The 23,855-nt window shown below is 57.2% G+C and carries 15 protein-coding genes; 5 read left to right on the forward strand and 10 right to left on the reverse strand.

The features are described 5' to 3' along the window. Positions 1-50: 50 nt before the first annotated feature. On the reverse strand, positions 51-2,495 hold the full coding sequence (locus tag ACXAEW_RS01665; RefSeq protein ID WP_474939650.1) for a heavy metal translocating P-type ATPase: 2,445 nt from the start codon (positions 2,493-2,495) through the stop codon (positions 51-53). Positions 2,496-2,826: 331 nt separating this feature from the next. Here ACXAEW_RS01665 and ACXAEW_RS01670 point away from each other — a divergent pair, with 331 nt between their 5' ends. Beyond that, positions 2,827-3,960, forward strand: coding sequence for an S-(hydroxymethyl)glutathione dehydrogenase/class III alcohol dehydrogenase (locus ACXAEW_RS01670; protein WP_474942980.1), 1,134 nt, complete (start codon positions 2,827-2,829; stop codon positions 3,958-3,960). A gap of 80 nt (positions 3,961-4,040) precedes the next feature. On the opposite strand, the gene ACXAEW_RS01675 is transcribed toward ACXAEW_RS01670, so the two are convergent. From ACXAEW_RS01675 to ACXAEW_RS01685, 3 genes are read right to left on the reverse strand one after another with little or no spacing between them, the layout of a single operon-like run. Beyond that, complete coding sequence (locus tag ACXAEW_RS01675; protein WP_474939651.1) at positions 4,041-5,555, reverse strand: SpoVR family protein; 1,515 nt, start codon at positions 5,553-5,555, stop codon at positions 4,041-4,043. After that, positions 5,545-6,879, reverse strand: coding sequence for a YeaH/YhbH family protein (locus ACXAEW_RS01680; RefSeq protein ID WP_474939652.1), 1,335 nt, complete (start codon positions 6,877-6,879; stop codon positions 5,545-5,547). The genes ACXAEW_RS01675 and ACXAEW_RS01680 overlap by 11 nt, the downstream gene beginning before the upstream one ends. A gap of 15 nt (positions 6,880-6,894) precedes the next feature. Further along, on the reverse strand, positions 6,895-8,829 hold the full coding sequence (locus ACXAEW_RS01685) for a PrkA family serine protein kinase (RefSeq protein ID WP_474939653.1): 1,935 nt from the start codon (positions 8,827-8,829) through the stop codon (positions 6,895-6,897). A gap of 721 nt (positions 8,830-9,550) precedes the next feature. On the opposite strand from ACXAEW_RS01685, the gene ACXAEW_RS01690 reads away from it, so the two are divergent. The 4 genes from ACXAEW_RS01690 to ACXAEW_RS01705 all read left to right on the forward strand — a co-directional run bounded on the left by ACXAEW_RS01690 (position 9,551) and on the right by ACXAEW_RS01705 (position 17,536). Beyond that, entirely contained in the window at positions 9,551-12,706 is a 3,156-nt protein-coding gene (locus ACXAEW_RS01690; RefSeq protein ID WP_474939654.1) for an Ig-like domain-containing protein, read from the forward strand. A gap of 62 nt (positions 12,707-12,768) precedes the next feature. Continuing rightward, positions 12,769-14,070: a TolC family protein gene (locus tag ACXAEW_RS01695; protein WP_474939655.1), complete on the forward strand. Its 1,302-nt coding sequence runs from the start codon at positions 12,769-12,771 to the stop codon at positions 14,068-14,070. A 17-nt stretch (positions 14,071-14,087) separates the two neighbouring features. Continuing rightward, positions 14,088-16,370 (forward strand): ATP-binding cassette domain-containing protein, encoded by a 2,283-nt coding sequence (locus ACXAEW_RS01700; protein ID WP_474942981.1) that lies wholly within the window; start codon positions 14,088-14,090, stop codon positions 16,368-16,370. Further along, positions 16,367-17,536, forward strand: coding sequence for an HlyD family type I secretion periplasmic adaptor subunit (locus ACXAEW_RS01705; RefSeq protein WP_474939656.1), 1,170 nt, complete (start codon positions 16,367-16,369; stop codon positions 17,534-17,536). The genes ACXAEW_RS01700 and ACXAEW_RS01705 overlap by 4 nt, the downstream gene beginning before the upstream one ends. Before the next feature lie 84 nt (positions 17,537-17,620). Here the strand turns inward: ACXAEW_RS01705 and ACXAEW_RS01710 are convergent, their stop codons facing one another. The 6 genes from ACXAEW_RS01710 to ACXAEW_RS01735 form a co-directional block, all read right to left on the reverse strand. After that, positions 17,621-18,331: a trypsin-like serine peptidase gene (locus ACXAEW_RS01710; RefSeq protein WP_474939657.1), complete on the reverse strand. Its 711-nt coding sequence runs from the start codon at positions 18,329-18,331 to the stop codon at positions 17,621-17,623. Positions 18,332-18,778: 447 nt separating this feature from the next. Next, entirely contained in the window at positions 18,779-19,585 is an 807-nt protein-coding gene (locus tag ACXAEW_RS01715; protein ID WP_474939658.1) for a carbohydrate ABC transporter permease, read from the reverse strand. Beyond that, entirely contained in the window at positions 19,582-20,457 is an 876-nt protein-coding gene (locus ACXAEW_RS01720) for a carbohydrate ABC transporter permease (protein ID WP_474939659.1), read from the reverse strand. Before ACXAEW_RS01720 ends, ACXAEW_RS01715 begins: the two co-directional genes overlap by 4 nt. A gap of 66 nt (positions 20,458-20,523) precedes the next feature. Continuing rightward, positions 20,524-21,801, reverse strand: coding sequence for an ABC transporter substrate-binding protein (locus ACXAEW_RS01725; protein ID WP_474939660.1), 1,278 nt, complete (start codon positions 21,799-21,801; stop codon positions 20,524-20,526). 97 nt (positions 21,802-21,898) lie between these two features. After that, complete coding sequence (locus ACXAEW_RS01730) at positions 21,899-22,963, reverse strand: ABC transporter ATP-binding protein (protein WP_474939661.1); 1,065 nt, start codon at positions 22,961-22,963, stop codon at positions 21,899-21,901. Continuing rightward, entirely contained in the window at positions 22,960-23,769 is an 810-nt protein-coding gene (locus tag ACXAEW_RS01735; protein ID WP_474939662.1) for a DeoR/GlpR family DNA-binding transcription regulator, read from the reverse strand. The genes ACXAEW_RS01730 and ACXAEW_RS01735 overlap by 4 nt, the downstream gene beginning before the upstream one ends. Between the last annotated feature and the right edge of the window lie 86 nt (positions 23,770-23,855).

The following is a 23,855-nucleotide window of genomic DNA, read 5'->3' on the forward strand; positions in this document are numbered from 1 at the left end:
TTAGAGCCCTCCTTACACGGGCTACGGACTCAAAACGTCCCAACCCTGCCTTACGCGTGTCTTCTTTCATGTATGCGCGGTTTTAATTTTCGCAAGCGCAAGGCATTTGTCAGAACCAAAACACTGGAGGCTGCCATCGCGCCGGCCGCCAGGGCCGGAGACAGCTGCGGACCGCCAAATGGCACCAACAGGCCGGCTGCAACAGGCACCAGAAGAATATTATACCCAAAGGCCCAGCCCAAATTTTGACGAATATTTCGCAAGGTTGCGCGGCTGATCGCCAGCGCATTGAGCACGCCCAGAGGGGAGCCCGACGACAGAACCACTTCGGCGGCCTCAATGGCGACGTCAGTTCCGCTGCCCAGGGCGATCCCACAGTCAGAGGCCGCAAGCGCAGGCGCGTCGTTGATTCCATCTCCGACAAATGCAGTCCGCCCGAAACGATCCATCAACTGCTCCAGAGCCGCCAGCTTCTGATCTGGCAGACACTCGGCGTGGACAATATCGATCCCCAGTTGGCGGGCCACATGCCGGGCGGTCCCTTCTGCGTCCCCCGAGATCATAGCAACCGCGAGCCCCTGCGACCTCAGAGCGGCAATGGTCTGTGCTGCGTCCTCGCGAATTTGATCGCTTACAGCAATCATCGCAGCCGCCCTTCCGCCAATGGCCACCGCCACTGGCGTCTCTCCACGCGCGGTCATAACGTCCAGTTCCTGCTGCCATCCGTCAGGAATTGAAACATGTTCTGCAACAAACGACAGTCGCCCAATCACAACCTCTTGATCCGCCACACGGGCCAGAACGCCCTTGCCTGGAACTGCAACAACATCCTCGGCCGTTGGCACATCCCCTTCTGCGACAGCTGCCACGATCGCACGGGCAATCGGGTGTTCAGACTGCGCTTCAACAGCGGCAACAATTGGCAAAACCTGGCTCCTGCTCCACTCTGGTTCACAAAGAACCCCGGACAGGCTGGGCCGCCCTTCGGTCAATGTCCCTGTCTTGTCAAATACCACCAGTTTCACACGCTCCAGCTGCTGCAACGCAGTCCCTTTGCGGAACAGCACTCCAAGATGGGCCGCTCTCCCCAGCCCCACCATGATTGAGGTCGGGGTCGCAAGCCCCATGGCGCAGGGACACGCGATGATCAGCACCGCAACACCTGAGACCAGCGCCGGGGCGAGCCCCTGCCCAAGAGCAAGCCAAACCAGAACGGTGCACAGCGCCACGGCCAGTACAGCAGGCACGAACCACAAGGTGATCCGGTCGACCACGGCCTGCACTGGCAGTTTCGCCCCCTGCGCCCGCTCAACAAGAGAGATGACCTGCGCCAGACGCGTATCAGCCCCAATGCCTGTCACGGCGATCTCAAGAACGCCAGAGCCGTTAACCGTTCCAGCGCTGACCGGGTCGCCAACCGACTTTTGCACGGGCAGCGGCTCACCGCTTAACATGCTTTCATCCACATCGCTTTGCCCGGCAGCAATCGAACCATCCACCGCAACCCGCTCTCCCGGGCGCAACCGTACGCGGTCACCGGGCTGAATATGGGAAATTGGTCGCTCCTGCGCGCCCTCCTTGGTCACAACGATCGCGGTTTCGGGCTGGAGACCCGCGAGCGCCCGAACGGCTGCCCCAGTGCGCCCCTTTGCCCGCGATTCCAGCAGGCGCCCCAGAAGGATCAGAGTGACAATGACCGCAGCGGATTCATAATACACTTGGACAGCCCCGCCCGGCAGCGCCGCAGGCAGGAAGGTTGCCAGGACCGAATAGCCAAACGCGGCAGCCGTTCCGATGGCAACCAGCGTGTTCATATCCGGCGCGCCCCGCAACAAACTTGGGAGGCCACGGGCAAAAAACCGACGCCCCGGACCGATCAAGACAGCCGCTGTCAAAACCGCCTGCACCGTCCAGCTGTTAACCTGTCCGACATTGCTCATCAGCCAATGATGAATGGCTGGAATGGCATGGCCGCCCATCTCTGCAAGGAACACAGGCAATGTCAGAACAAGAGCCAGCCAAGAGTCCCGCCGCAGCTTGTCATGGGCAGAGGCATCTGGCCCAGCAGCCTCAGCCCGCTCGATCGCGTCATATCCTGCCTGCTTCGACGCGTTCTGTAGGTCTTCAACAGAGACGACGCCCTCGACGATCCGAATGCGCGCCGTTTCATCGCTGAGGTTTACACTGACCGAAGACACGCCGCTCACCGCAGAAAGCGCGGTTTCAACACGCCGAACACAGGACCCACAGTGCATTCCGTCAAGTTTCAGAACGACATCCCGCTCGCCAATGGGATATCCCGACGCCTTGGCGGCTGCGACCAATGTTTCAGCCGTAAGGTCGCGCTCTGCCTCGATTGTCGCAACTGACGTGGCAAAATTGACAGCGGCCACCCGCACACCGGGGACGGCCTGAAAGGCACGCTCTGCCCGACCTGCACAACCTGCACAATTCAGCCCGGTCACAGGCAGCCTATATTCCTGATGTGTCACCATCGTGTCCTTTAAGTAGGTGAACAGTCTGAACGATTGCTCGCACTGGCTGGATATGGGGGTTCCAGCAAGGGGAAGGTCAAGAATGACAACGTCGATTTAACGCAAATTCTGGACAGAGCTTCCTGACGCAATAAGCAACCACCCAGAAGTCCCTTCCGAAACAGCTTCTCGCGATAAGGTTTTTAAATGACGGGTTAAGAGACAAGATATTGCCTGCCCCTTCTTTGCGGGGTAGCGGTGACGCTGATCATAGATGCAAAATCTGTTAATTTCTGCGCACCGGTCAAGACAAGGCCCAGCCGCTCCGACCAAAACAAAGGAACCGATTATGATGCGTACACGCGCGGCCGTTGCCCTTGAGGCCGGTAAACCGTTGGAAGTCATGGAAGTGAACCTTGAGGGCCCGAAACAGGGCGAGGTTCTGATCGAGGTAAAAGCCACGGGCCTGTGCCACACGGATGAATTCACCCGGTCGGGCGATGACCCCGAGGGGATCTTTCCCTGTATTCTGGGTCACGAAGGCGCGGGGGTTGTGCTGGAAGTGGGCGAAGGCGTCACCACGCTGAAGCCGGGCGATCACGTGATCCCGCTCTACACACCGGAATGTGGCACCTGTCATGCCTGCAAATCGGGCAAGACCAACCTGTGCACGGCGATCCGCGCCACGCAGGGTCAGGGTCTGATGCCCGATGGCACCACCCGGTTTTCGATGCTGGATGGCACGCCGATCTATCACTACATGGGCTGTTCGACCTTTGCCAACCACACGGTCCTGCCCGAGATTGCACTGGCGAAAGTGCGCGAGGACGCGCCCTTTGACAAGATCTGCTACATCGGTTGCGGCGTCACCACCGGCATCGGTGCGGTGATCAACACGGCCGGAGTAGAAAAAGGCGCAACGGCGGCGGTCTTTGGCCTCGGCGGCATCGGGCTGAATGTGATCCAGGGTCTGCGGATGGCGGGCGCGGGTCAGATCATCGGTGTGGATCTGAACGACGACAAGGCAGAGATGGCCACAAAATTCGGCATGACCGATTTTGTGAACCCGTCCAAGCTGGACGGTCAGACTGTGACCGAGGCGATCATCGCGCTCACCAAAACCGAGCAGGACCAGTTTGGCGGCGTGGATTATTCCTTTGACGCCACCGGCAATGTGAAGGTGATGCGCGATGCGCTGGAATGTTCGCACCGGGGCTGGGGCGTGTCGGTGATCATCGGCGTGGCCCCTGCAGGAGCCGAAATTTCCACCCGCCCCTTCCAGCTGGTCACCGGCCGCGTCTGGAAAGGCACCGCATTTGGCGGCGCCAAGGGCCGCACCGATGTGCCGCATTTTGTCGATTGGTACATGGATGGAAAGATCGAGATCGACCCGATGATCACCCACAAGCTCACCCTGGATCAGATCAACGAGGGCTTCGACCTCATGCACAAGGGCCAATCCATCCGCGCCGTCGTGGAGTTCTGAGCTCCCCAGTAGCGTTCTATCTGAAACAGCCGCAGGATCGCTCCTGCGGCTGTTCCGTTTTGAACATCTGGACCCGATGTTCAGGAGGAAACCTCCAACTCCACTGTATCCATACTGACATCATATCCCCAAAGGCGGCGCAGATGCAGCAGGACGTGTTCCTTGTCTTCCTCGTGCAAATGAATGCCATCTCGCACGGTATGGGTCAGCTTCAGCTCACGATCCCCTTTAAGATCCGCATCCGTCACCTGAATATCCGGCTCGATATAGGCCAGGTCGTATTGCTTGGCCAAATCCCTGCGGATTGTCTTGTATCCCGCCCGGTTATGAATTTGACTGACAACAAGGTTGGGCTGTGTCGCCTCATCCGTCAGGGTGAACAGCTTGAACTTGCGAATAAGATTGGGCGACAAGAACTGCTGGATGAAACTCTCATCCCGGTAATTCGCCCAGGCATGGCGCAGAACGCCGCGCCAATCTGGATTTCCCGCAAAATCCGGGAACCATTCGCGGTCCTCATCAGTCGGTTCCTTACAGATCCTGCAAATGTCCTGCATCATTGCAAACCCCAGCGCATAGGGGTTCAATCCGGAATAGCGAGGATCATCATATTCAGGTTGCAGAACCACATTTGTGTGGCTGTGCATCATCTCCATCAGCGCACCCTGAGTGATCCGCCCTTGCTCATAGAGCTTGTTGATAATGTAGTAATGGACAAAGGTGGCGCAGCCCTCGTTCATGACTTTGGTCTGCTTCTGCGGATAGAAATACTGCGCAAGCATCCGAACGATACGCAGGATTTCACACTGCCAGTTTTCGAGCACAGGACTGTGTTTTTCCAGGAAATAGAGGATGTTCTCCTGCGGCAGGTTCATCGCTTTGCGACGATTGCTGTAAGGTTCATCCCGTGCGAGATCGCGTTTCTCGCGTCCTAATGTTGCGTCAGTCCAAATGTCCAGAAGCGTCTGCCCGCTCTCGTAGCCATCACGAACCCGCCGCATCGCCTCCTGTTCAGCAGCCGTTGGCTTGGGGGGACGGCCGTATCGAAATACGCCCTGATTTTGCAGCGCATGGGCCGCATCCAGGACCTCTTCGACCGCCTCCCAACCATATCGCTCCTCACAGGCGGCGATATAATTCTTGGCAAAGGCAAGATAGTCTTGGATCCCTTCCGCATCCGTCCATTGTTGGAACAGATAATTGTTCTTGAAAAAATGGTTATGGCCAAAGGCTGCATGCGCCATCACCAGAGCCTGCATCGCCATGGTGTTTTCTTCCATGTTGTAGCTGATGCAAGGGTTGGAATTGATAACGATCTCATAGGCCAGGCCCTGACGTCCGGTTCTGTACAGCGCCTCGTCCCTGGCAAAATGTTTGCCAAAGGACCAATGGTTATACATCAGCGGCAAGCCAACGCAGGAATAGGCGTCCAGCATCTGCTCGGCCGAGATGATCTCGATCTGGTTTGGGTAAACATCCAGCCCCAGGTCCTCAAGCGCGATCTTTTCGATCGCATCCCGCGCCGTCTCCAACAGTTCGAACGACCACTCTGGCCCATCAAACAGAAGATTTGGCGCGTCATTCTTATCCAGCATTCGCTCCCCCTCTCGCCTTGGGCATGAAGAACTCGCGGAAGATCGGGTAGATATGTGAGGCAAATGCGACGCGTTGCATCTCAAAATGCGCGGCCTGCGCGTGAACCTCACGGAAGTTCTGCCACAAATCTTCACCCGCCTCCGAATTCAGCAACAGCTGATCTGCCGCCTCCTCCACAATCTCCATATAGGCGTAGAATTGACATACCGGCAAAAGATGCTCGAGCAGCAGCGTCTTGCAGCGTACCGAGTCATTGCCAAAGTTTTCCCCATCCGAGGCCTGCGCCCCATAGATATTCCATTCATCCGGTGGGTAGCGTTCGTCGATGATCTCTTTCATCTTTTCCAGCGCCGTCGACACAATTGTGCCGCCAGTTTCCCGCGCATAGAAGAATGTCTCCTCATCCACTTCCTGTGCGTGATGCGTATGCCGGATAAAGACGATCTCGGTATGTTCGTAACACCGTGCCAAGAACAAATGCAGCAGCAGGAAGAAGCGTTTTGCCAGATCCTTCTCCCGCTCCTGCATGGATCCGGACACGTCCATAAGGCAAAAGACAACAGCGCGTGAGTTGCGTATCTTTTCAGGGATATAGGTGTCATATCGAAGATCCAGAGGATCGATATAGCCCACGACCCTTCGCTTGCGCATCAACCCTTCGAGCTTGCGGCGAAGCTCCGCCAAAAGCTCTTCTTGGGCGGGGTTGCGTACCTCGATCTTTTCCAGGTCTTCGACTTGTTTTTCCAGAGCCTCCTGCGAGGCTTTGGATGGGCGCTGAAGCGCGATACGGCGACCAAGCGAATTGCGCATGGTTCGCACAAGGTTGAGGTTATTTGGCGTGCCGGCCGTTGTCAGCCCCGCACGACGGGTGCCAATTGTTTCGGTCTCCACCGTTTGTTTTTCAACCAGATCCGGCAGTTCCAGACCGTCAAACAAGATCTCGAGGTACTCATCCCGCGTCAGCGTAAACGAGAACTCATCCGATCCATCCCCGTCATCCGATCCCTTCCTGCCGCCTTCCCCGCCTCCAGCGGGGGGACGCTTGATTTGATCGCCAACCACAAAATCCTTGTTGCCTGGCAGAACATGCCGCCTGTGACCGCCTTTGGAGTCATGGAAAAAGCGAGGCTCTTTCAACCCTTTGGCGGGTATTGTGATCTTCTCGCCCGATGCTTGATCAGCCGACCCGTCCTGGATCGTCTTATCCCGCACCGACCGGTCGACACGCTCCTTGATATTTTCCCGTGCTCGGCGCAAGAACCTTTGGCGGTTGCCAAGGCTCTTGCCCTTCGGGTTGGCGCGCCTGTCTATGAAATGGTGCATTTAGTGCCCTCGCCGTTAGCCCGCCTTGTTCACACGCATGTACCATTCCACCAGACGCCGGACCTGCCGCGAGGTATACCCGTGGCGCTGCATCCGTTCGACAAACTCTTGGTGTTTGCCTTCTGTCTTGCTGTCTTTCTTGCTCCCGAATGAGATCACCGGCAGCAATTCTTCTACCTGACTGAACATGTGCTTCTCGATCACATCGCGCAGCTTTTCATAGGAATTCCAAGCCGGGTTTGATCCGGTATTGGCCCGATGACGCAGCGCAAATTTCACCACTTCGTTGCGGAAGTCCTTGGGATTGGCGATACCGCAGGGCTTTTCGATCTTGGACAGTTCTGCATCCAAAATCTCCCGATCGTACAATTGGCCGGTATCGGGATCCTTGTAATCCTGCTCTTCGATCCAGGCGTCCGCATAAGAGATGTAGCGGTCAAACACGTTTTGACCATACTCAGTATAGCTTTCGAGATAGGCTTTCTGGATTTCGTTTCCAATGAACTCCTCATAACGCGGAGCAAGTTCGGTCTTGATGAATTCCAGATATTTGGCTTCGGTCTCTGTCGGGAATTGCTCCCGCTTGATCATCTGTTCCAGCACATACATGAGATGCACCGGATCTGCGGCAACTTCTTCGGTATCGAAGTTGAAGACCGACGACAGGACCTTGAAGGCAAAGCGGGTCGAGACCCCGTCCATCCCCTCATCGACACCCGCGCGATCCTGATATTCCTGCACGGTTTTGGCCTTGGGGTCGGTATCTTTCAGGCTTTCCCCGTCATAGACTCGCATCTTGGAGAAAAGGTTCGAGTTTTCATGGGGCTTCAGGCGTGTCAGAACCGAGAAGCGGCTGAGGATCCGCAGTGTCTCTGGCGCGCAGGGCGCTTCCTTCAACTCACTGTATTCAATGAGTTTCTGGTAGATCTGACGCTCATCCGAGACACGCAGACAATAGGGCACCTTCACAATCGACACCCGGTCGATAAAGGCCTCATTGTTCTTGTTGTTTTTGAATGTCTGCCACTCACTTTCGTTGGAATGGGCCAGGATCAGACCATTAAAGGGAATGGCTCCGAAGCTTTCCGTTCCCATGTAGTTGCCTTCCTGCGTTGCAGTCAGCAACGGGTGCAGCATCTTGATCGGAGCTTTGAACATTTCGACAAATTCCAGAACCCCTTGGGTGGCCCGGTTCAAACCGCCAGAGAAGGAGTAGGCGTCCGGATTGTCCTGACTGAAATGCTCCAGCTGACGAATGTCGACCTTGCCAACCAAAGTGGAAATGTCCTGATTGTTCTCATCCCCCGGCTCAACCTTGGCCACACAAATGCGGCGCAGGCGGGAGGGATAGATGCGCACAACGGAGAACTTGTTAATATCGCCTTCAAATTCATCCAGGCGCTGGACAGCCCAGGGCGACATGAGGCCGGGCAAACGATGCCGCGCGATCCCATATTCTTTTTCAAGGATATTGCCCATTTTGATCGGGTCAAACAGCCCAAGCGGGCTTTCAAAGATCGGCGACAGATGATCGCCGGCCTTCAGAACATAGATCGGCTGATCCTCGACCAGACGTTTTAGACGTTCCGCAAGGGAAGACTTACCTCCCCCGACAGGTCCCAGGAGATACAGGATCTGTTTGCGTTCTTCCAAACCCTGCGCTGCGTGACGGAAGTAACCAACGATCCTTTCGATCGTGTCTTCCATTCCATAGAAATCTTCAAAAGCCTTGTATCGTTTGATCGTTCGGTTATGGAAGATTGCTCCCAATCGCGCGTCTTTCGACGTGTCGACAAGTTCCTCCTCTCCGATAGCCTTGAGCATACGTTCCGCCACATTGGCGTACATGCTCGGGTCTTCGCGGCAGGCAAGCAGATAGTCCTGCAAGGACATCTCTTCTTCTTTTGCTTGCCCATACTGCTCGGCAAAAAGTTCGGCGATATTCGTCATATGATCGAGCCTCCTGATCTACGTTGCGCCCGTTCCTCCTGGGGTTCTGCTTTGCACACGGACAGAGCCTCCCCAAACGTGGGCCATAGGACTGTCCGCGTCGTTCTCTAATTCTGAATTCTGCTCGGCGCCGCGGGCAGTTGCACGCGTTCCCGCCTCTCACCTCTAATGGGCGATCAATGGCCGGGAACCTGTCTCCGCGGCGTCGTCGATTTGAGTACCAGACTACTATATTCGGTTACTTCACGCTATCAGTAACTGGTGTATTTTCGCTTAATTGCCACAAACTTTTAACAAATGATGGTTCACAAGGCAGCGATTTGAGCATTCGGACAAAGGTGGCTGACAGCGCATTTGCTGCACCAAACACGTCCGCGCACCGCAATGCGAAGAACCATCCCTTGCTTCAAGGATGACATGGTTACCCCCAGCACGGCAGAATTTTCTTTACGAAAGGTTAATGCAAAGGGGCTTATCCACAACATTCAGACCAGCCCCCTTCACGTGACGGTAGGATTGCGGCAGATTGGCCACATTAATCCTGCTTTAACAGGGCCAACACCGGAAGGAACACTGGACAAACAACGCGTTCCAGCCCCATTATGTACACAAATCGGCCACAATAAGGCCATGAGGCAGTTAGGCAGAAATCAGGCACCCACCGTTTTTCGGCGGCATTACACGCGTGCGGCGGTGCCATAATTAATACGAGCGGTAAAACATGAGTACTGTTGCATTTATTACCCGGGACCAGTCGGGAACCAAACAGCACGGCGAGTTCGCAGACGCGAGCCCCGTTTTGGATGCCACCTCGGCCAAGGATATCTCCCTCAACCTCTCGACAGCAGACGTGCAAAGCTATCAGCGCGTCGGAAACGATCTGCAGATCCTGACGATGGACGGGCAGACACTGGTTCTGGATAATTACTTTGCAACAGGCATCACAGGCGAAAAGAACCTGTTCCTGAGCGACAATGGCGAATTCATCGAGGTCGTTATCGAAAGCAGCGCTGAAGGCATGCTTTATCCGACCTACGAGCCGCTGGATGTCTCTGGCAAGTGGAGTGCCTACGACGAGCTGGTTTTCCTGGAATTGGACCGCGTTGAACCTGTGATCGCACCTTTGATTGCGGCTGCTCCGACTTTTGGCGGCCTCGGAGCGGCAGCGGCGGCGGCAGGTGTGGTCGGCGCTGGCGTCCTGGCTGGCGGCGGTGACGACGATGAAGGCTCCGGCAGTTCCTCTGACGGCGGCGCCAGCGGATCGGTCACGCCAACCGTTGACAACCCCGACGCAACTTATGACGTGTCCGGCAGCACAACGGACCCGGTGACCATCACAGGGACCGGCGCACCGGGATCTGAGGTTGCCGTAACCGTTGGATCTGAAACACAAACTGTTACAGTGGACGACGACGGCACCTGGAGCGCCCCCTTTGATCCGGTGGATTTGCCGGCGGATGGAAACTATGACGTAACTGTCAATGTTGTGGACCCTGACGGCGAAGTCTTTGACCTTGATGGTCCGACCATCAACATCGACACCACCCCGCCCCCGGTAGAGATCACCGACGGAACACAGTCCGTTGGCGAAGTGGTGAACGCAAGCGAACACAGCGGCGGGCCGGTTATTTCCGGTGAGGGCGAAGCTGGCGCGTCGATTTCGGTGGAGATCAACGGTACCACACACTCAACCACAGTTGCCGATGATGGCACCTGGTCGGTGACTTTTGCGGCAAGCGAGATCGACACCGGAGAATATGAGACAGCCGTAACCGTCACCAGCGCGGATGCGTTTGGAAATACCACGGTTGTCACAGACGTTCTGGAAGTCGACACAGTAGCACCTGCCATCGCCATCGACACGGTTGAAGGCGACGACATTGTCAACGCAGCGGAAGCATCCGATGGTCTGGTCCTGTCCGGCACTGGGGAAGCGGGCGCATCGATTTCCGTCGAGTTCCTCGGCGAAACCGCAACAACAACGGTTGGCGCGGATGGCACATGGTCGGTCAGCTATGCCGCCGCTGCAATTGCGGCTGGCGAGTATTCAAGCACCGCAACGGTGACAAGCACGGATGCGGCGGGCAACAGCTCGACTGAAACAAAATCCGTCGCGATTGACACCGTCGCCCCTGCGGTTGTGACAGACACTGTGGAAACCGACGATGTGATCAATGCATCCGAAGCCTCGGACGGGGTTACCCTGTCTGGGACCGGTGAAGCAGGAGCGTCCATCTCGGTTGAATTCATGGGCGAAACAACAACTACCGTTGTGTCGGAAAATGGCACATGGTCGGTGAACTACGCCGCCGCTGCAATCGCGGCAGGTGAATATGACAGCACCGCAACGGTCACAAGCACAGATGCCGCAGGAAACAGCACAACCGTAACCCGCACGGTGGAAGTTGATACGGTTGCGCCTTCGCTTTCGATCGACACGGTTGAAGGCGACGATGTTGTCAACGCAGCAGAAGCATCGGATGGCGTGGTTCTGGCCGGGACAGGTGAACCCGGCGCATCAATCTCTGTTGAGTTCCTGGGCGAAGTTGCCACAACAACCGTTGCGGCTGATGGCAGCTGGTCTGTGAGCTATGACGCTTCGGTCATCACGGCTGGCGAATATGACACGACCTTCTCTGTGACCAGCACCGACGCGGCTGGCAACAGCTCCACCAGCACCCACACAGTGGCGATCGACACAGTGGCCCCCGTGGCCACAATCGACACGGTCGAAGGGGACGATGTTGTCAACGCAGCAGAAGCATCGGATGGCGTGACCCTGTCCGGCACCGGCGAAGCCGGATCCAGTGTTGAGGTCTCCTTCCTTGGCACCTCCCGCACCACCACTGTTGCGTCAGATGGCACATGGTCGCTTGACTATGCGGCCAGCGATGTGCCGGCAGGTGAAAGCAGCCAGACAGCATCTGTCACAATGACCGATGCGGCAGGCAACACCGGGCCAACCGTCACACACACTGTTGAAATCGACACGCTTGTGGACCCGCTGACTTCGGAGTCGCAGCAAACAGCGGACGACATCGTAAACAACTCTGAACGTGCCAGCGGCCTGACGCTGACCGGCACGGTCGAGCCGGGATCAACCGTGGTTGTGACCATCAATTCTGTTACACGCAGCGCAACTGTCGATGCTGCTGGGAACTGGACCGTTGAGTTCGACGCCGCTGATCTGCCCGAAGGTGTCTACCGCGAGACCGCGACAATTGTTGCCACGGATGAAGCAGGCAACACGGCGACCATCTCAGAAAGCTTCTCGGTTGATACATTCGGCGCGCCTGCCTACCACGGTCTGGAAACCAATTCGGGCAACATCGAAGAGCTGATCTTTGAAGAAGAGATCACCGGAATTGAAGTCAACCATATCGCGGACGACGGAAGCGTGACGAATGTCAGCGGCGTTTCTCGTACCGAAGATGTGACCGACCCGTTTGATCCTTCGGTTGTGACAACTGAAACCTCTTTCTTCCTGGCGGACCCGACCGATGTACCGGATGGCTCAACTCTGGTTGTGTCAGGCACCGATACCTCCGGCAACTCGGCGGATTCGCTGCTGATCCTTGAGGACAATGTGACCGGCAATGTGCTGAACAATGCAGGCTTCAGCGGTTTCAACATCGAGATCCTCGAGCTGGATGAAAGCGCCGACGCCAACATCATCATCACCGAGGATGACATCAAGGCGCTGTCTGCAAATACAGACACACTCGTCGTGCATGGCGGCACCGATGACACCATCACCGTGACCGGCGTCACTTCGACCGAGACACGCACAATCGAGGGTGAGAACTTCAACGTTTATACCGTCGGCACCGATGGAACCACGCTGATTGTCGAAGAAGACGTCAACGTCATTATCTAATCCCTTCGACCCGGCGCAAATTTGCGCCGGGTCCAATAATTCAAAATGGCGGCGGGGGTAGAATGCGGTTCGCGCGTTCAGTTATGAGTATTTTAGCGGTCAGCTCTGTGCTGGGCTGCACTGAAAATGCGGGCGTTCTGGGCCCGCGTTCTGATTCCGGGCTGCCGGAAACAGAGCAAAGCAATTTTGATCAGTCCGGCAACGAGCAGCCGTCCGAAGTTATCGAACAACTCTTGCAACGCCGCTCTCTGCTGGATCAGCAAAGCGTTTATGGCTCGGTGGCAAGCGCCGCGCTCTCGGCAACGTTGCGCGCTTCAGAAGCTGAGCTGATCAGCGCAAAACTACGCGCGGAAGCGCAGTCCAAGAACTGGCTGCCGACACTTGGGCCGACCATCAGCCTAACGGATCTGGGGGATATGGTCGCAGGTCTTTTGATCGAACAGGTCCTGTTCGACAATGGTCGGCGCAAGGCAGAGCGTGAATTTGCAGCCGCCGACGTCGAGGTGGCTGCGGTCAACCTTTCCGTTGATCAGAACACACGTGTTGAAACCGCGCTGAGCCTTTACATCCAGGCACAACGCGACGACGAAAAAGCCCGCTTCGGCCAGAAAGCCGTGAGCCAGATGCATGAGTTCGAGCGCGTGGTCATTGGTCGCGTCGAAGGCGGGGTTTCGGACCGATCGGACCTTCAGGTTGTCCAAAGCAAGATTGCAGGGCTCCGCTCGGGTGCGTCAACGGCACAGGAAGGGGCCTCCACGGCGCGTGCCGAACTTTATGAGCTGACCGGCCAAGATTTTGATCAGCGCCCTCGACATCTGTCCATTGGCACGCCCCCCGAAGCCGCCGGACATCTGGATGTGCTGCGTGCCAAATCAGAGGCAAACCGGTCAATTGCTCAGGCCAAACTGGAACGCGCAGGCCATTTGCCAACGGTTTCTGCGGCCGGCAATATCACCAGCGATGGCTCTGGCGCAGGGATCACCGCAGGGATCGGCCAGCCGCTGGGTCTTGGCACCCCGGCTGCTCTCAAGGCGATCGAAGCCTCCAAGGAAGTTGCCCGTCGTCAGATCGGCGAGGCCGAAGAAGACGCCCGGCGCACATATGCACGACAGTTGCAGCGCCTGTCCTCCTTCCGCAGACAAGAAGAAGAAACAACGCGTCTGGCGCGTACCAGCCATGAGACCTATAAGCTGTTCAAGGCACAGTTCGAAGCCGGGCAACGGTCCGTCATGGATGTCATCAATATCTATGAAGAATACGTCCGCCGCGAGCTGAGCCGCATTGAGGCGAAATATGAAGTGATCCAGATCCAGCTGGAAATGGCGCGGGATCAGGGGCTCCTGGCAGACGGTGACAAGATTTGACCGAGAACACCTCGAATATGGACGAACAGTCAGAGAACACACGCCCGACATTGCGGGCGGTTGAAACCGGACATCAGGACGGCGCTGAACGTCCAAGCGCCGAACCAGAGATCCTGGCCGCCGATGTGAAGCTGGACGACATTCAGCTGGAAAGCGGCGACGACCGGAGCTCTGAAGTCCACGCGCTGATCGAGGGGACCTCCTCTCGCATTCAGCACCGCGCCACATTGGTGTCGACCCTTGCCGCCATCAACGGCGTTGAAGCCCCGGCAAGTGATCTGGCTGATTTCCTGTGGAGCAACAACCCGGGCGATCAAACATTCGAGACGATGGGCCGTGCGCTGGATTACGTGGGTTTGAACCCGGTCATCGACACCCATGTGCGCCTGCAGCCGGATGCCTGGCCTGCGGTTGCAATGATGAACAACGGCCAATGTGTTCTGGTGCTGAGCCAGGATGCCGATACGCTGAACATCTTTGATCTGACCTGTGCGGAACATCGCGCCGAAGTGCCAGTATCGGACTTCCAACCGTATTTCACCGGTGCGACGCTGACAGCACGTCAGTCGATGGACCAGATGGCCGCGCGCCACACGCCGAACCTGAAGGCCAACCATTGGTTCTGGGGAGAGTTTCAGAAATACCGCCGCCAAGTGATCGAAATCATGCTCGGTTCTCTGGTGGCGAACATTCTGGCCGTGTCGGTGGCGCTGTTTTCGCTTCAGGTTTATGACCGCGTTGTGCCGCACCAGTCGCAAGCCACCCTGTGGGTTCTCGCCGTTGGCGCAATGCTGGCGATTGGGCTTGAGGGGCTGTTAAAGCTGGCGCGCGCGCGTCTGACCGATGCGGCGGGCCGCCAGATCGAGCTTTCGGTCCAGCGCAACCTGATGCGTCGCCTGATTGGTATGCGCTCGGACAAAAAACCTCTGCCCCCATCGGGTCTGTTTGCCGCGATGCGCGATTTTGGAGCGGTGCGGGAGTTCTTTACCTCCTCTACCATTTCAACCCTTGCTGACATCCCGTTTATTGCGATTTTCCTCCTGCTGGTTGCGTCGATCGCAGGTCCGATTGTCTGGGTTCTGGTTCTCGGCGCGGCGCTGATGTTGGCCCCGGCCTATTTCATGCAGCGCAAGATGATCGCCCTGACCCGCCAGACCCAGGGCGCCAATGCCAAGGCCGGCCGCCTGCTGCATGAGGTGATTACCGAACTCGACACATTGAAAACCCAGCGCGGCGAAGACCGCGTCATGCGCCTGTGGGATGAGCTGTCGACCCTTTCATCGCATTCCGCAGCCGAACAACGCCGCCTGTCGAGCGCGCTCACCTATTGGTCGCAGGGCATCCAGCAGTTCACCTATATCGCCGCAGTGGTTTTTGGTACGTTTATGGTGTTCAAGGGTGAATTCACCGTCGGCACCATCATTGCAACCGGTATCCTGACCAGCCGGACCCTTGCGCCGCTTACACAGTTTGCCGGAGCCATGGCACGGTGGAGCAATGTCAAGGCCGCTCTGGAAGGGCTTGATGCAATTGCGCTTGCGGATCAGGAAAAAGACGACGACCGCACTTACCTGCGTCGCGAGAGCCTGCAAGGCAAGTTTGAACTGCGCGAGGTGGTGTTCCGCTACGATGAAGACGGCTCCCCCACCGTGGATGTGCCTGCGGTGATGATCAAACCGGGCCAGCGCGTCGCGATCCTTGGTGTGAACGGCTCTGGTAAATCGACGCTGCTGAAACTGCTCACGGGGCTTTATGCGCCAGATCAGGGCCGTGTGATCATCGACGGCACGGACATCAACCAGATCGACCCGCGCGACCTGCGCCGTCATATCGGCTACCTCAGTCAGGACATTCGCCTCTTTGCCGGCACCCTGCGCGAGAACCTGAATATGAACCTGCTGGAGCGCAATGACGACCGTTTGATGGCCGCGCTCGATTTCTCCGGCCTTGGCGCTTATGTCCGCAACCACCACAAAGGTCTGGATCTGGAAATCAGCGATGGCGGTGGCGGCCTGTCCATCGGTCAGCGCCAATCCATTGGCTGGGCGCGCCTGTGGCTGCAGAACCCTTCAATTGTTCTCCTTGACGAACCGACCGCATCGCTTGATCAGACGCTGGAACGCACATTGGTCAGCCGTCTGGACACCTGGCTGCAAGGCCGCACAGCTGTGATCGCAACACACCGGATGCCGATCCTGCAGCTGACAAACCGCACCTTGATCCTGCAAGCGGGCCGCATGGTTGTAGATGGCCCACGCGATCAGGTTCTGGCGCATTTGGCCGCAGGGGATAAGAAATGACCCCGATACAACAAGAACTGGCCCGCAGTTCGCTTGGCGCAAGCCGCATCATCTATATCGCTGCGGGTGCCGTCCTGGTCTTTCTGATCTGGGCGGCTTTTGCTTGGATTGACGAAATCGTGCGCGCCGATGGCGAGGTTGTGTCCTCCTCCCGCTCGCAGATCATTCAGAACCTTGAGGGCGGCATCCTGGCGGAACTCTATGTGCGCCAAGGTGACACGGTGGAGGCCGGTCAGGTCCTCGCCAAACTGCAAGCGACCCGGTTCCAGACCACCGCTGATGACCTGCAGGACCAGATCGACGCACTGGAGATCAAGCAATACCGTCTGGAGGCAGAGGCCTCGGGCGCGTTTGAATTCGAGGTAAGCCCAGAACTGGCCTTGCGCTCTCCGGGTATTCTGGCCTCTGAACGCGCCCTGTTGCGGGCACGTCAGGCGGACTTCAACAGCCGACGCCACAGTGCCAAACAGATTCTGGACCAGCTGCGCAGTGAACTGGAGAATATGGAACGTCTCCATAAACAGCGCATCGTTGCCCTGATCGAGGTGAACAGTGCCAAGAAGGCCGTGACCGATGCAGAGGCCAAATACAATGAAATCGGCACTCAGGCAGAGTTGCAGCTGGCAGAGGAATACTCGCAGACACTACAGACGCTCACCTCACACCGGCAAGAGCTGCGGATCGCATCCGATCAGCTGTCGCGCACGGTCATCACATCTCCGATGCAGGGCGTGGTGAACAGCATGGCCGTCACCACCATCGGCGGCGTCATTCGCCCGGGAGAGGAGATCTTTGAGATTATCCCATTGGGTGAGGAATTGTTCGTCGAGGCGCGTGTAAAGCCCGAGAATATCGCCAGCGTACAAACCGGACAGGATGCCACAATCAAGCTCTCTGCCTATGACTATACAATCTATGGCTCTTTGAAGGGTAAGGTTGATTTTGTCTCGGCCGACACGTTTGAGGATGAACGCAATCCGCGCGGCGAGCCGTTCTACCGCGTCACCGTAAAAGTGGATCGCAACAGCTTTACGGAACGCCAGCGCGATATCGAAATTCGCCCGGGCATGCGCGCCACAGCAGAGTTGCAGACCGGTTCCAAAACCGTGCTGCAATATCTGATGAAACCGCTTTATAAATCGAAGGATGCGCTGCGCGAGCCGTGATTTTTCTGCGCTCTGTCAGTTCAAAAAGCCCGCGCCATTTTGACGCGGGCTTTTTTTAGAGAGGGAGGAGTGTTGCAAGCGGCATCATCCGGCCCGCTGCACAAGCTCCCACAGGGAATTGTCGATCGCGGTCGCAATGGAAACACGGCGGTTTCCCATCGCCGCCTTGGCAGAAATCACCGAGACCAACCGCGGCGGACGCCCCGGCAGAATTTCAAACACGGGCGAACCGGAGGCACCGTATTCCACACGGCAGGTCATGACCATGGTTTGAGCTTTGCGCGCCAATACATGGCAGGGTTGTTCCCAGTTCGGACGGTCCCGATGTTCATAGCTGTAAGACATCACACCCACGGCATCACCGCGCCCCGCCTGCGAAGAGGTCGCAAAGGGTTGGATGTGTTCGGTGCTGATCGGACGATCCAGACGCAGAACTGCCAGATCATGACCGATCTGTGAGTCGCCCGCCGGGCGGAACACATATTCGGGATGGACCACAGCCTTGACCACCTGGCGCGCTGCTTTGGCATAGCGCCCGTTCAACCCGGCTTCAAACCGGATGCTGGCAGGGTTTACGGCCCGTCCTGTTTGGGGTTCGTAGAGACAATGTGCTGCAGTCAGCACGAGGTTGGGGGCAATCAAAGCCCCCGTACACATATTACGCCCGGAGATGTTGAGGCGCCCCACGGCCTCCCATCCCGTCACAGAGCGTGCGGCTGCGCTATCTTGCGCTGCTGCAACGTTCGGCAGAGCCCATAGCAGGCACGCCGCAACAACCGCGATTACACGTTTCATTTTCCACTCCAATTTCCCACCACTGCAATGTCATTCAGTGGTGCGGCTGGAATGTGGCCCAAAGCTGCCAAGCAGCGACGGTTTTGTGGATAGATTGTGGCAGACTTAACAAATCACTAACCCCCAGAGTCAGAATGCCTCAATCATCGCAAAAAACGCCAAAGGTGCACGAAGATTCCACGTGAAACAGGTCAATTTTATTTAAATGCCCGGAATCTATTACCCTTTTGGTAACTCCACAAAGCGTGATTTTGGGGAGTTGAGCGCACGGAACCATCAGATTGGAGTCAGGAAGGACGCGACTCCCCCGGAACCATGGCAGAAATACGGCGGCATTTCTTACGAAGGTGTAAGGTATCCCTTACTCCAAACGTTAAGATTTTAAGGAATACCCGGACAAATGCAGCCACAGATCAGGGTGAGTCTGTCTTCCGCAGTCTCGGCGTCTTACTTGATGCCAGCCCGCATGAAACTTTGCACAAATTGACGTTGAAACAGCAAGAAGGCCAGCAACAATGGCCCCGATGTCATCAGGGTGGCCGCGTTTATCACGCTCCACTCAACGCCGGAATCAATCGAGGCAAAGATAGAAAGCCCAACTGTCACAGGGCGCGTTTCAACCGAATTGGTAATGATCAAGGGCCAAAGAAAGTTGTTCCAATGGTGACTGACCGACACAAGACCATAGGCCAGATAGGTTGGAATCGCCAAAGGCACATAGACCTTCATCAAAACGCCAAGGGATGACATTCCCTCGATCTGAGCCGCCTCCTCCAGCTCTTTGGGAACGGAGAGGAAGGTCTGACGCAGAAGGAAAATACCAAAACCAGAAGCAATATAGGGCAGCGCAATTGCCGGAATTGTGTCGATCAGATCCAGCACGCGGATCAGCTTGTAGTTCTCCACAATCAGAATGTCAGGCATCACCATCAGCTGAACCAGCACCAGAGCAAACAAAACCCCCCGCCCCGGAAACTGATACCGCGCAAAGGCATAGGCGGCGAGCGTACACAGGATGAACTGGCCGACCAGAATGGCGCTGACAAGGACAAAGGTATTCAGGAAATACCGCCCAAAGGGAGCTGCGGCCCAGGCCTTGCTGAAATTTTCCAGCGTCAGCGGGGCAAAAAGGGTGAAATGCGCCTCATAGGCCGCCGGGTGAAAGGCCGTCCAGACCGCATATAGCAGTGGCAGGGCCCACAACAGCGCAAGAACCCAGGCACCACAGGTATTCAGCACGCGATCCCAGGTCATTTGTAATGCACCCTGCGATCAAAGAAGAAGAACTGCCCGATGGCAAGCGCGGCAAGGATGGCCAGCAGCACAACGGTCAGCGTTGCCGCATAAGCTGTGTCCCAAAACCGGAACGCCGTCTCATAGATATAGAACAGCAGCAAGGAAGAGGCATTGTCCGGCCCGCCCCCGGTCAGGATAAAGATGTGATCCACCATCCGAAACGAATTTACCACCGCATTGACCGATACAAACAGGGTTGTCGGCATCAACAAGGGAAAGGTCACCCTGCGAAAGATCGTCCAGGCCCCTGCCCCTTCGATCCGTGCGGCCTCGATCAGGCTGGGCGGGATGGTTTGCAAGGCGGCGAGGTAAAAGATCATGAAGAACCCCGCTTCTTTCCAGATGGTCACAACCATGACACCAATCAGCGCGGTATCGCTGTGCCCAAGGATATTGGACTGTGCCATGCCAAACAGGCCAGTAACCTGGTCGATCAACCCAAACCCCGGCGTGTAGAAGAACAGCCAGATATTGGCGACTGCGATCATCGGCAAAACGGTGGGTGTGAAATAAGCCATGCGCACAAAACTGCGCCCTGCGAGCTGTTGGTTGACCCACAGCGCCATCGCGAGCGCAATTGCGATCGACGTTGGAATAGTGCCCAGCGCGAACCAGAGGTTGTTGATCAGAACTTTCCAGAACACCGGGTCAGCCATCATGGTCTCGTAATTGTCGAGCCCGGCCCAGCGGCTGGGCCTGCGCCCCCGTGCCGTGGTCCGGAAACTGTTCCACAGGGTGGTGATGGCAGGCATATGGGTAAAGGCCAAAAGAAACACGAAGGCTGGCAGCAAAAGCAGCCAGGCATGGATCCACTGTCGTGTCCTTTGCATGTCTTTTGTCCCTTGTTGGTGGATGGATAATAGGCCCGCGCAGCGCACTGCACGGGCCCGAGATGTTTAGCGGTAAGGCTTCAGGATTGCCTCGGCCTGCGCTTGTGCTTCTTTCAGCGCCTCGGCAGCTGTCTTCTCACCGGTGATTGCAGCGGCCAGAGCGTCGTTGAACACGCGTGTCACACGCTGGTTCTCATAGGTGGACAGCTCCGCAACCGCGTGCTCCAGCTGATCGCGGGCGACCAGTGCCGGCGGGAAGTCAGCGGTGTACTGCTTCATCACCTCGGTTTCCCAGGTGGCGGGGCTTGGCGCGACATAACCGGTGGCAATGGTCCATTTCGCAGCCTGCTCGGGCTGAGTGATCCATTTGATGAACTCAAAGGCTTCCTTGGTCTGTGCTTCATCGGACCCTTTGAACAGATAGAAATTGCCGCCGCCGGTCGGAGCACCACGGCGCTCATTCGCAGGCAACATGGCAACGCCGAACTCAAACGGAGCGTTGTTGCGCACATTGGTCAGGTTACCGGTCGACGTCCACATCATCGCGGTTTGCCCTTCAAAGAAGGCTTTGGGCGTTGCGCCCCATTCGATGATGCCGGGGGCCATGACTTCGTGGGTTTTGGACAGGTCCACCAGATATTCCAGCGCCTCGACCACTTTGGGATCGTCAAAATTGGTCTTGGTGCCGCCGTCAGTCGCCAGGATCGCGCCGTTTTCCGTGGTCAAACCCTGGAACAGCCAATATGGAAAGCCCGAAGACGGGATGCGCACGCCCCATTGGGTCACATTGCCCGAAGCGTCCTTGACCGTCAGCTTCTTGCCCATCTCGACCATTTCGTCCCAGGTCGCGGGTGCGTGTTCCGGGTCAAGACCCGCCGCTTTGAACGCCTCTTTGTTCCAGTACAGAACCGGTGTGGAGCGCTGGAACGGGATGCCATAGGTCTTTCCGTCAATCTGGCTGTTTTCCATAAATGCCGGATAGAAGGATTTGAGCCAAGCCTTGTCTTCCTCTGTGGTTGCAAAATCGTCGAAGGCATGGATCAGATCTTCATCAAACAGAGTATACATGTCGACGGACAGGATCACGCTCAGTTGGGGGGCATTGCCGCCACGTGCCGCCGTCAAGGCCTTTGCAACGGTGTCCTGATATGACCCGGCATAGATCGCGTTGATGTTCACGCCATCATGGGCTGCGACATATTCCTGTGTCAGCTCTTCGATGGTGTTGGCGGCGGCACCACCAACAGCAACCGGGAAGTAGAACTGCAGATCGACATCAGCCGCTGCCGGAGCAGCCGCAAACATCAGGGCGGCCGTGGCCGCTTTGAACTTGGTCATCAACATGGGTTTTCTCCGCAGAAAAAGAGGCCGGTCACGTGCCGGCATGCAACATCCCGAGAGGTTCGGGAGTATCTTCGATCCTGTATGGGGAGGATGGCCATCAGGGCTGGCCTCCGGCAATCCGCATCACAAGCGATGGCGCGTCCAGCCGCACCTGTGTTCGGCTGTCAAACAGATGCACATCGTCAGGGTTGATCAAGAACCGCAGCCTTTGGCCCGGCGTCACATCCCGGCTGCCTGGCAGTTTTGCCAACAGGCGCACGTCGGCGGCCTCCAGCTCTACCAATGTGTCAGACCCCAGAAACTCGGACGACTGAACCCGGCAGTCCAATGCGCCATCGTGACGTTCCACCAACGCCTCTGGCCGCACACCAACCAGAAGGTCCGCACCCTCTCCGCTAAGCAGCCCGCCAAACGCCGCAGGCGGCAAGAGGTTCATAGGAGGTGTGCCAATGAAACGGGCGGCAAACGGGGTGGCGGGTCGGGTATAGATCTCATGCGGGGTGGCGACCTGTTCCACCTGGCCCTGGTTCATCAGAACAACCTGATCCGCCATGGTTATCGCCTCGGTCTGGTCGTGTGTTACATAGACCATGGTAAAACCAAGCGCCCGCTGCAGCTTGCGGATCTCACGCCGCATCTCGTCCCGAAGCCGTGCATCCAAATTCGACAGCGGTTCATCCATCAGACAAACCGGCCTGCGCGACACCACGGCCCGCCCCAATGCCACCCGCTGCTGCTGGCCGCCAGACAAGGCCGCTGGTTTGCGGTCCAGATAGGGTGTCAGCTCCAAAAGCTCAGCCACATCTGCCAATCGGGCCTGACGCTCAGCCCGGGGTATGCGCGCCACCTTGAGGCCAAAGGTGATGTTTTCCGCTACGCTGAGGTGGGGAAACAGCGCATAGGATTGGAACACCATCGCCAGATTTCGCTTGGCCGGGGGCAATTGGGTGACATCCTGATCGCCAATCACCACCTGCCCCGCTGTGACATCTTCGAGACCGGCAATCACACGCAGTGTCGTTGATTTTCCGCATCCCGATGGGCCAAGGATCGCGGTGAACTTGCCCGCCGGGATTTCCAGATCCACATCCCGCAAAGAAACCGTTTCGCCCCAGCTTTTGCTGACCTGACGGAGCGTTATGGATTGACCGCCAACCGTCATGCTGCGGCCTCATTGCAGATCATCAGCGGGACATTGGCCCGATGCAGCATGTCGCAGATCGCTTCCGGCGGCCGCGTGTCACAGATCACCTGTTCCACATCGGTGATCCATCCGCTCCGGGCATGCGCCTTGCGGGTAAATTTGCTGGAATCCAGCACCAGAATGCGGATGTCAGAGTTGCGCGAGATCGTCTCCCGCGAATGGACGTCCTCCTCGGACAGTTCCAGCAGCGCGCCGCTTTCATCAACCGCTGCGGTGCCGAACACCCCGATGTCAAACTTGTAGCTGTTAAAGAAGTCGACGGCTGATGGCCCGACGATATCTGCCGCAGCGGTGCGCAGCGTACCTCCGGGGATGGTGACCGAGGCATTCTGAAACCGTTGTGCCATCATCGCGACATGCAGGTTGTTGGTGAACAGGCGCAGCCCATGATGCTGCCCAAGGCTTGCAACCACCAGCTCCGGTGTCGTTCCGATGGAAACCGCGACAGAGGCTTCGTTCGGGATGATCCGGGCGGCCGCCTCGCCGATGCTGCGTTTAGCGCCAAGGTTCAGAACCCGGCGCAGGTCATAGTGGTCGGCTGTGACCGGAGACAGCTCTACCCCGCCGTGAACCCGCCGCAACAGCCCTCGGGCACACATGGCATTCACGTCACGGCGAATGGTCTGCGTGGAAACGCCAAAGCGCCGTGCCAGATCATCAACCTTGGCATAGCCTTCCTGGCGAACAATCTCAGCCACCTGCGCCTGACGCTCGGTTCCCCAATCGGCCAGGGACTGGGGCGGGTTTTGCGATTCCAATTTCATATGAGCACAGTGGTCATTTCAGATGAAACCATCGTGATGCTTTTGTTTCAGTTTCACGACGCTAGGTCACCGTTTGGGCAAAACAG

It is taken from the genome of Epibacterium sp. ABZ3_068 (genome assembly GCF_056159265.1).

What these genes read in the sequence shown, in the direction of transcription:
- ACXAEW_RS01665 (WP_474939650.1), bottom strand. Translation starts at nt 2,495, where the DNA reads ATGGTGACACATCAGGAATATAGGCTGCCTGTGACCGGGCTGAATTGT.
- ACXAEW_RS01670 (WP_474942980.1), top strand. Translation starts at nt 2,827, where the DNA reads ATGCGTACACGCGCGGCCGTTGCCCTTGAGGCCGGTAAACCGTTGGAA.
- ACXAEW_RS01675 (WP_474939651.1), bottom strand. Translation starts at nt 5,555, where the DNA reads ATGCTGGATAAGAATGACGCGCCAAATCTTCTGTTTGATGGGCCAGAG.
- ACXAEW_RS01680 (WP_474939652.1), bottom strand. Translation starts at nt 6,879, where the DNA reads ATGCACCATTTCATAGACAGGCGCGCCAACCCGAAGGGCAAGAGCCTT.
- ACXAEW_RS01685 (WP_474939653.1), bottom strand. Translation starts at nt 8,829, where the DNA reads ATGACGAATATCGCCGAACTTTTTGCCGAGCAGTATGGGCAAGCAAAA.
- ACXAEW_RS01690 (WP_474939654.1), top strand. Translation starts at nt 9,551, where the DNA reads ATGAGTACTGTTGCATTTATTACCCGGGACCAGTCGGGAACCAAACAG.
- ACXAEW_RS01695 (WP_474939655.1), top strand. Translation starts at nt 12,769, where the DNA reads ATGCGGTTCGCGCGTTCAGTTATGAGTATTTTAGCGGTCAGCTCTGTG.
- ACXAEW_RS01700 (WP_474942981.1), top strand. Translation starts at nt 14,088, where the DNA reads ATGGACGAACAGTCAGAGAACACACGCCCGACATTGCGGGCGGTTGAA.
- ACXAEW_RS01705 (WP_474939656.1), top strand. Translation starts at nt 16,367, where the DNA reads ATGACCCCGATACAACAAGAACTGGCCCGCAGTTCGCTTGGCGCAAGC.
- ACXAEW_RS01710 (WP_474939657.1), bottom strand. Translation starts at nt 18,331, where the DNA reads ATGAAACGTGTAATCGCGGTTGTTGCGGCGTGCCTGCTATGGGCTCTG.
- ACXAEW_RS01715 (WP_474939658.1), bottom strand. Translation starts at nt 19,585, where the DNA reads ATGACCTGGGATCGCGTGCTGAATACCTGTGGTGCCTGGGTTCTTGCG.
- ACXAEW_RS01720 (WP_474939659.1), bottom strand. Translation starts at nt 20,457, where the DNA reads ATGCAAAGGACACGACAGTGGATCCATGCCTGGCTGCTTTTGCTGCCA.
- ACXAEW_RS01725 (WP_474939660.1), bottom strand. Translation starts at nt 21,801, where the DNA reads ATGTTGATGACCAAGTTCAAAGCGGCCACGGCCGCCCTGATGTTTGCG.
- ACXAEW_RS01730 (WP_474939661.1), bottom strand. Translation starts at nt 22,963, where the DNA reads ATGACGGTTGGCGGTCAATCCATAACGCTCCGTCAGGTCAGCAAAAGC.
- ACXAEW_RS01735 (WP_474939662.1), bottom strand. Translation starts at nt 23,769, where the DNA reads ATGAAATTGGAATCGCAAAACCCGCCCCAGTCCCTGGCCGATTGGGGA.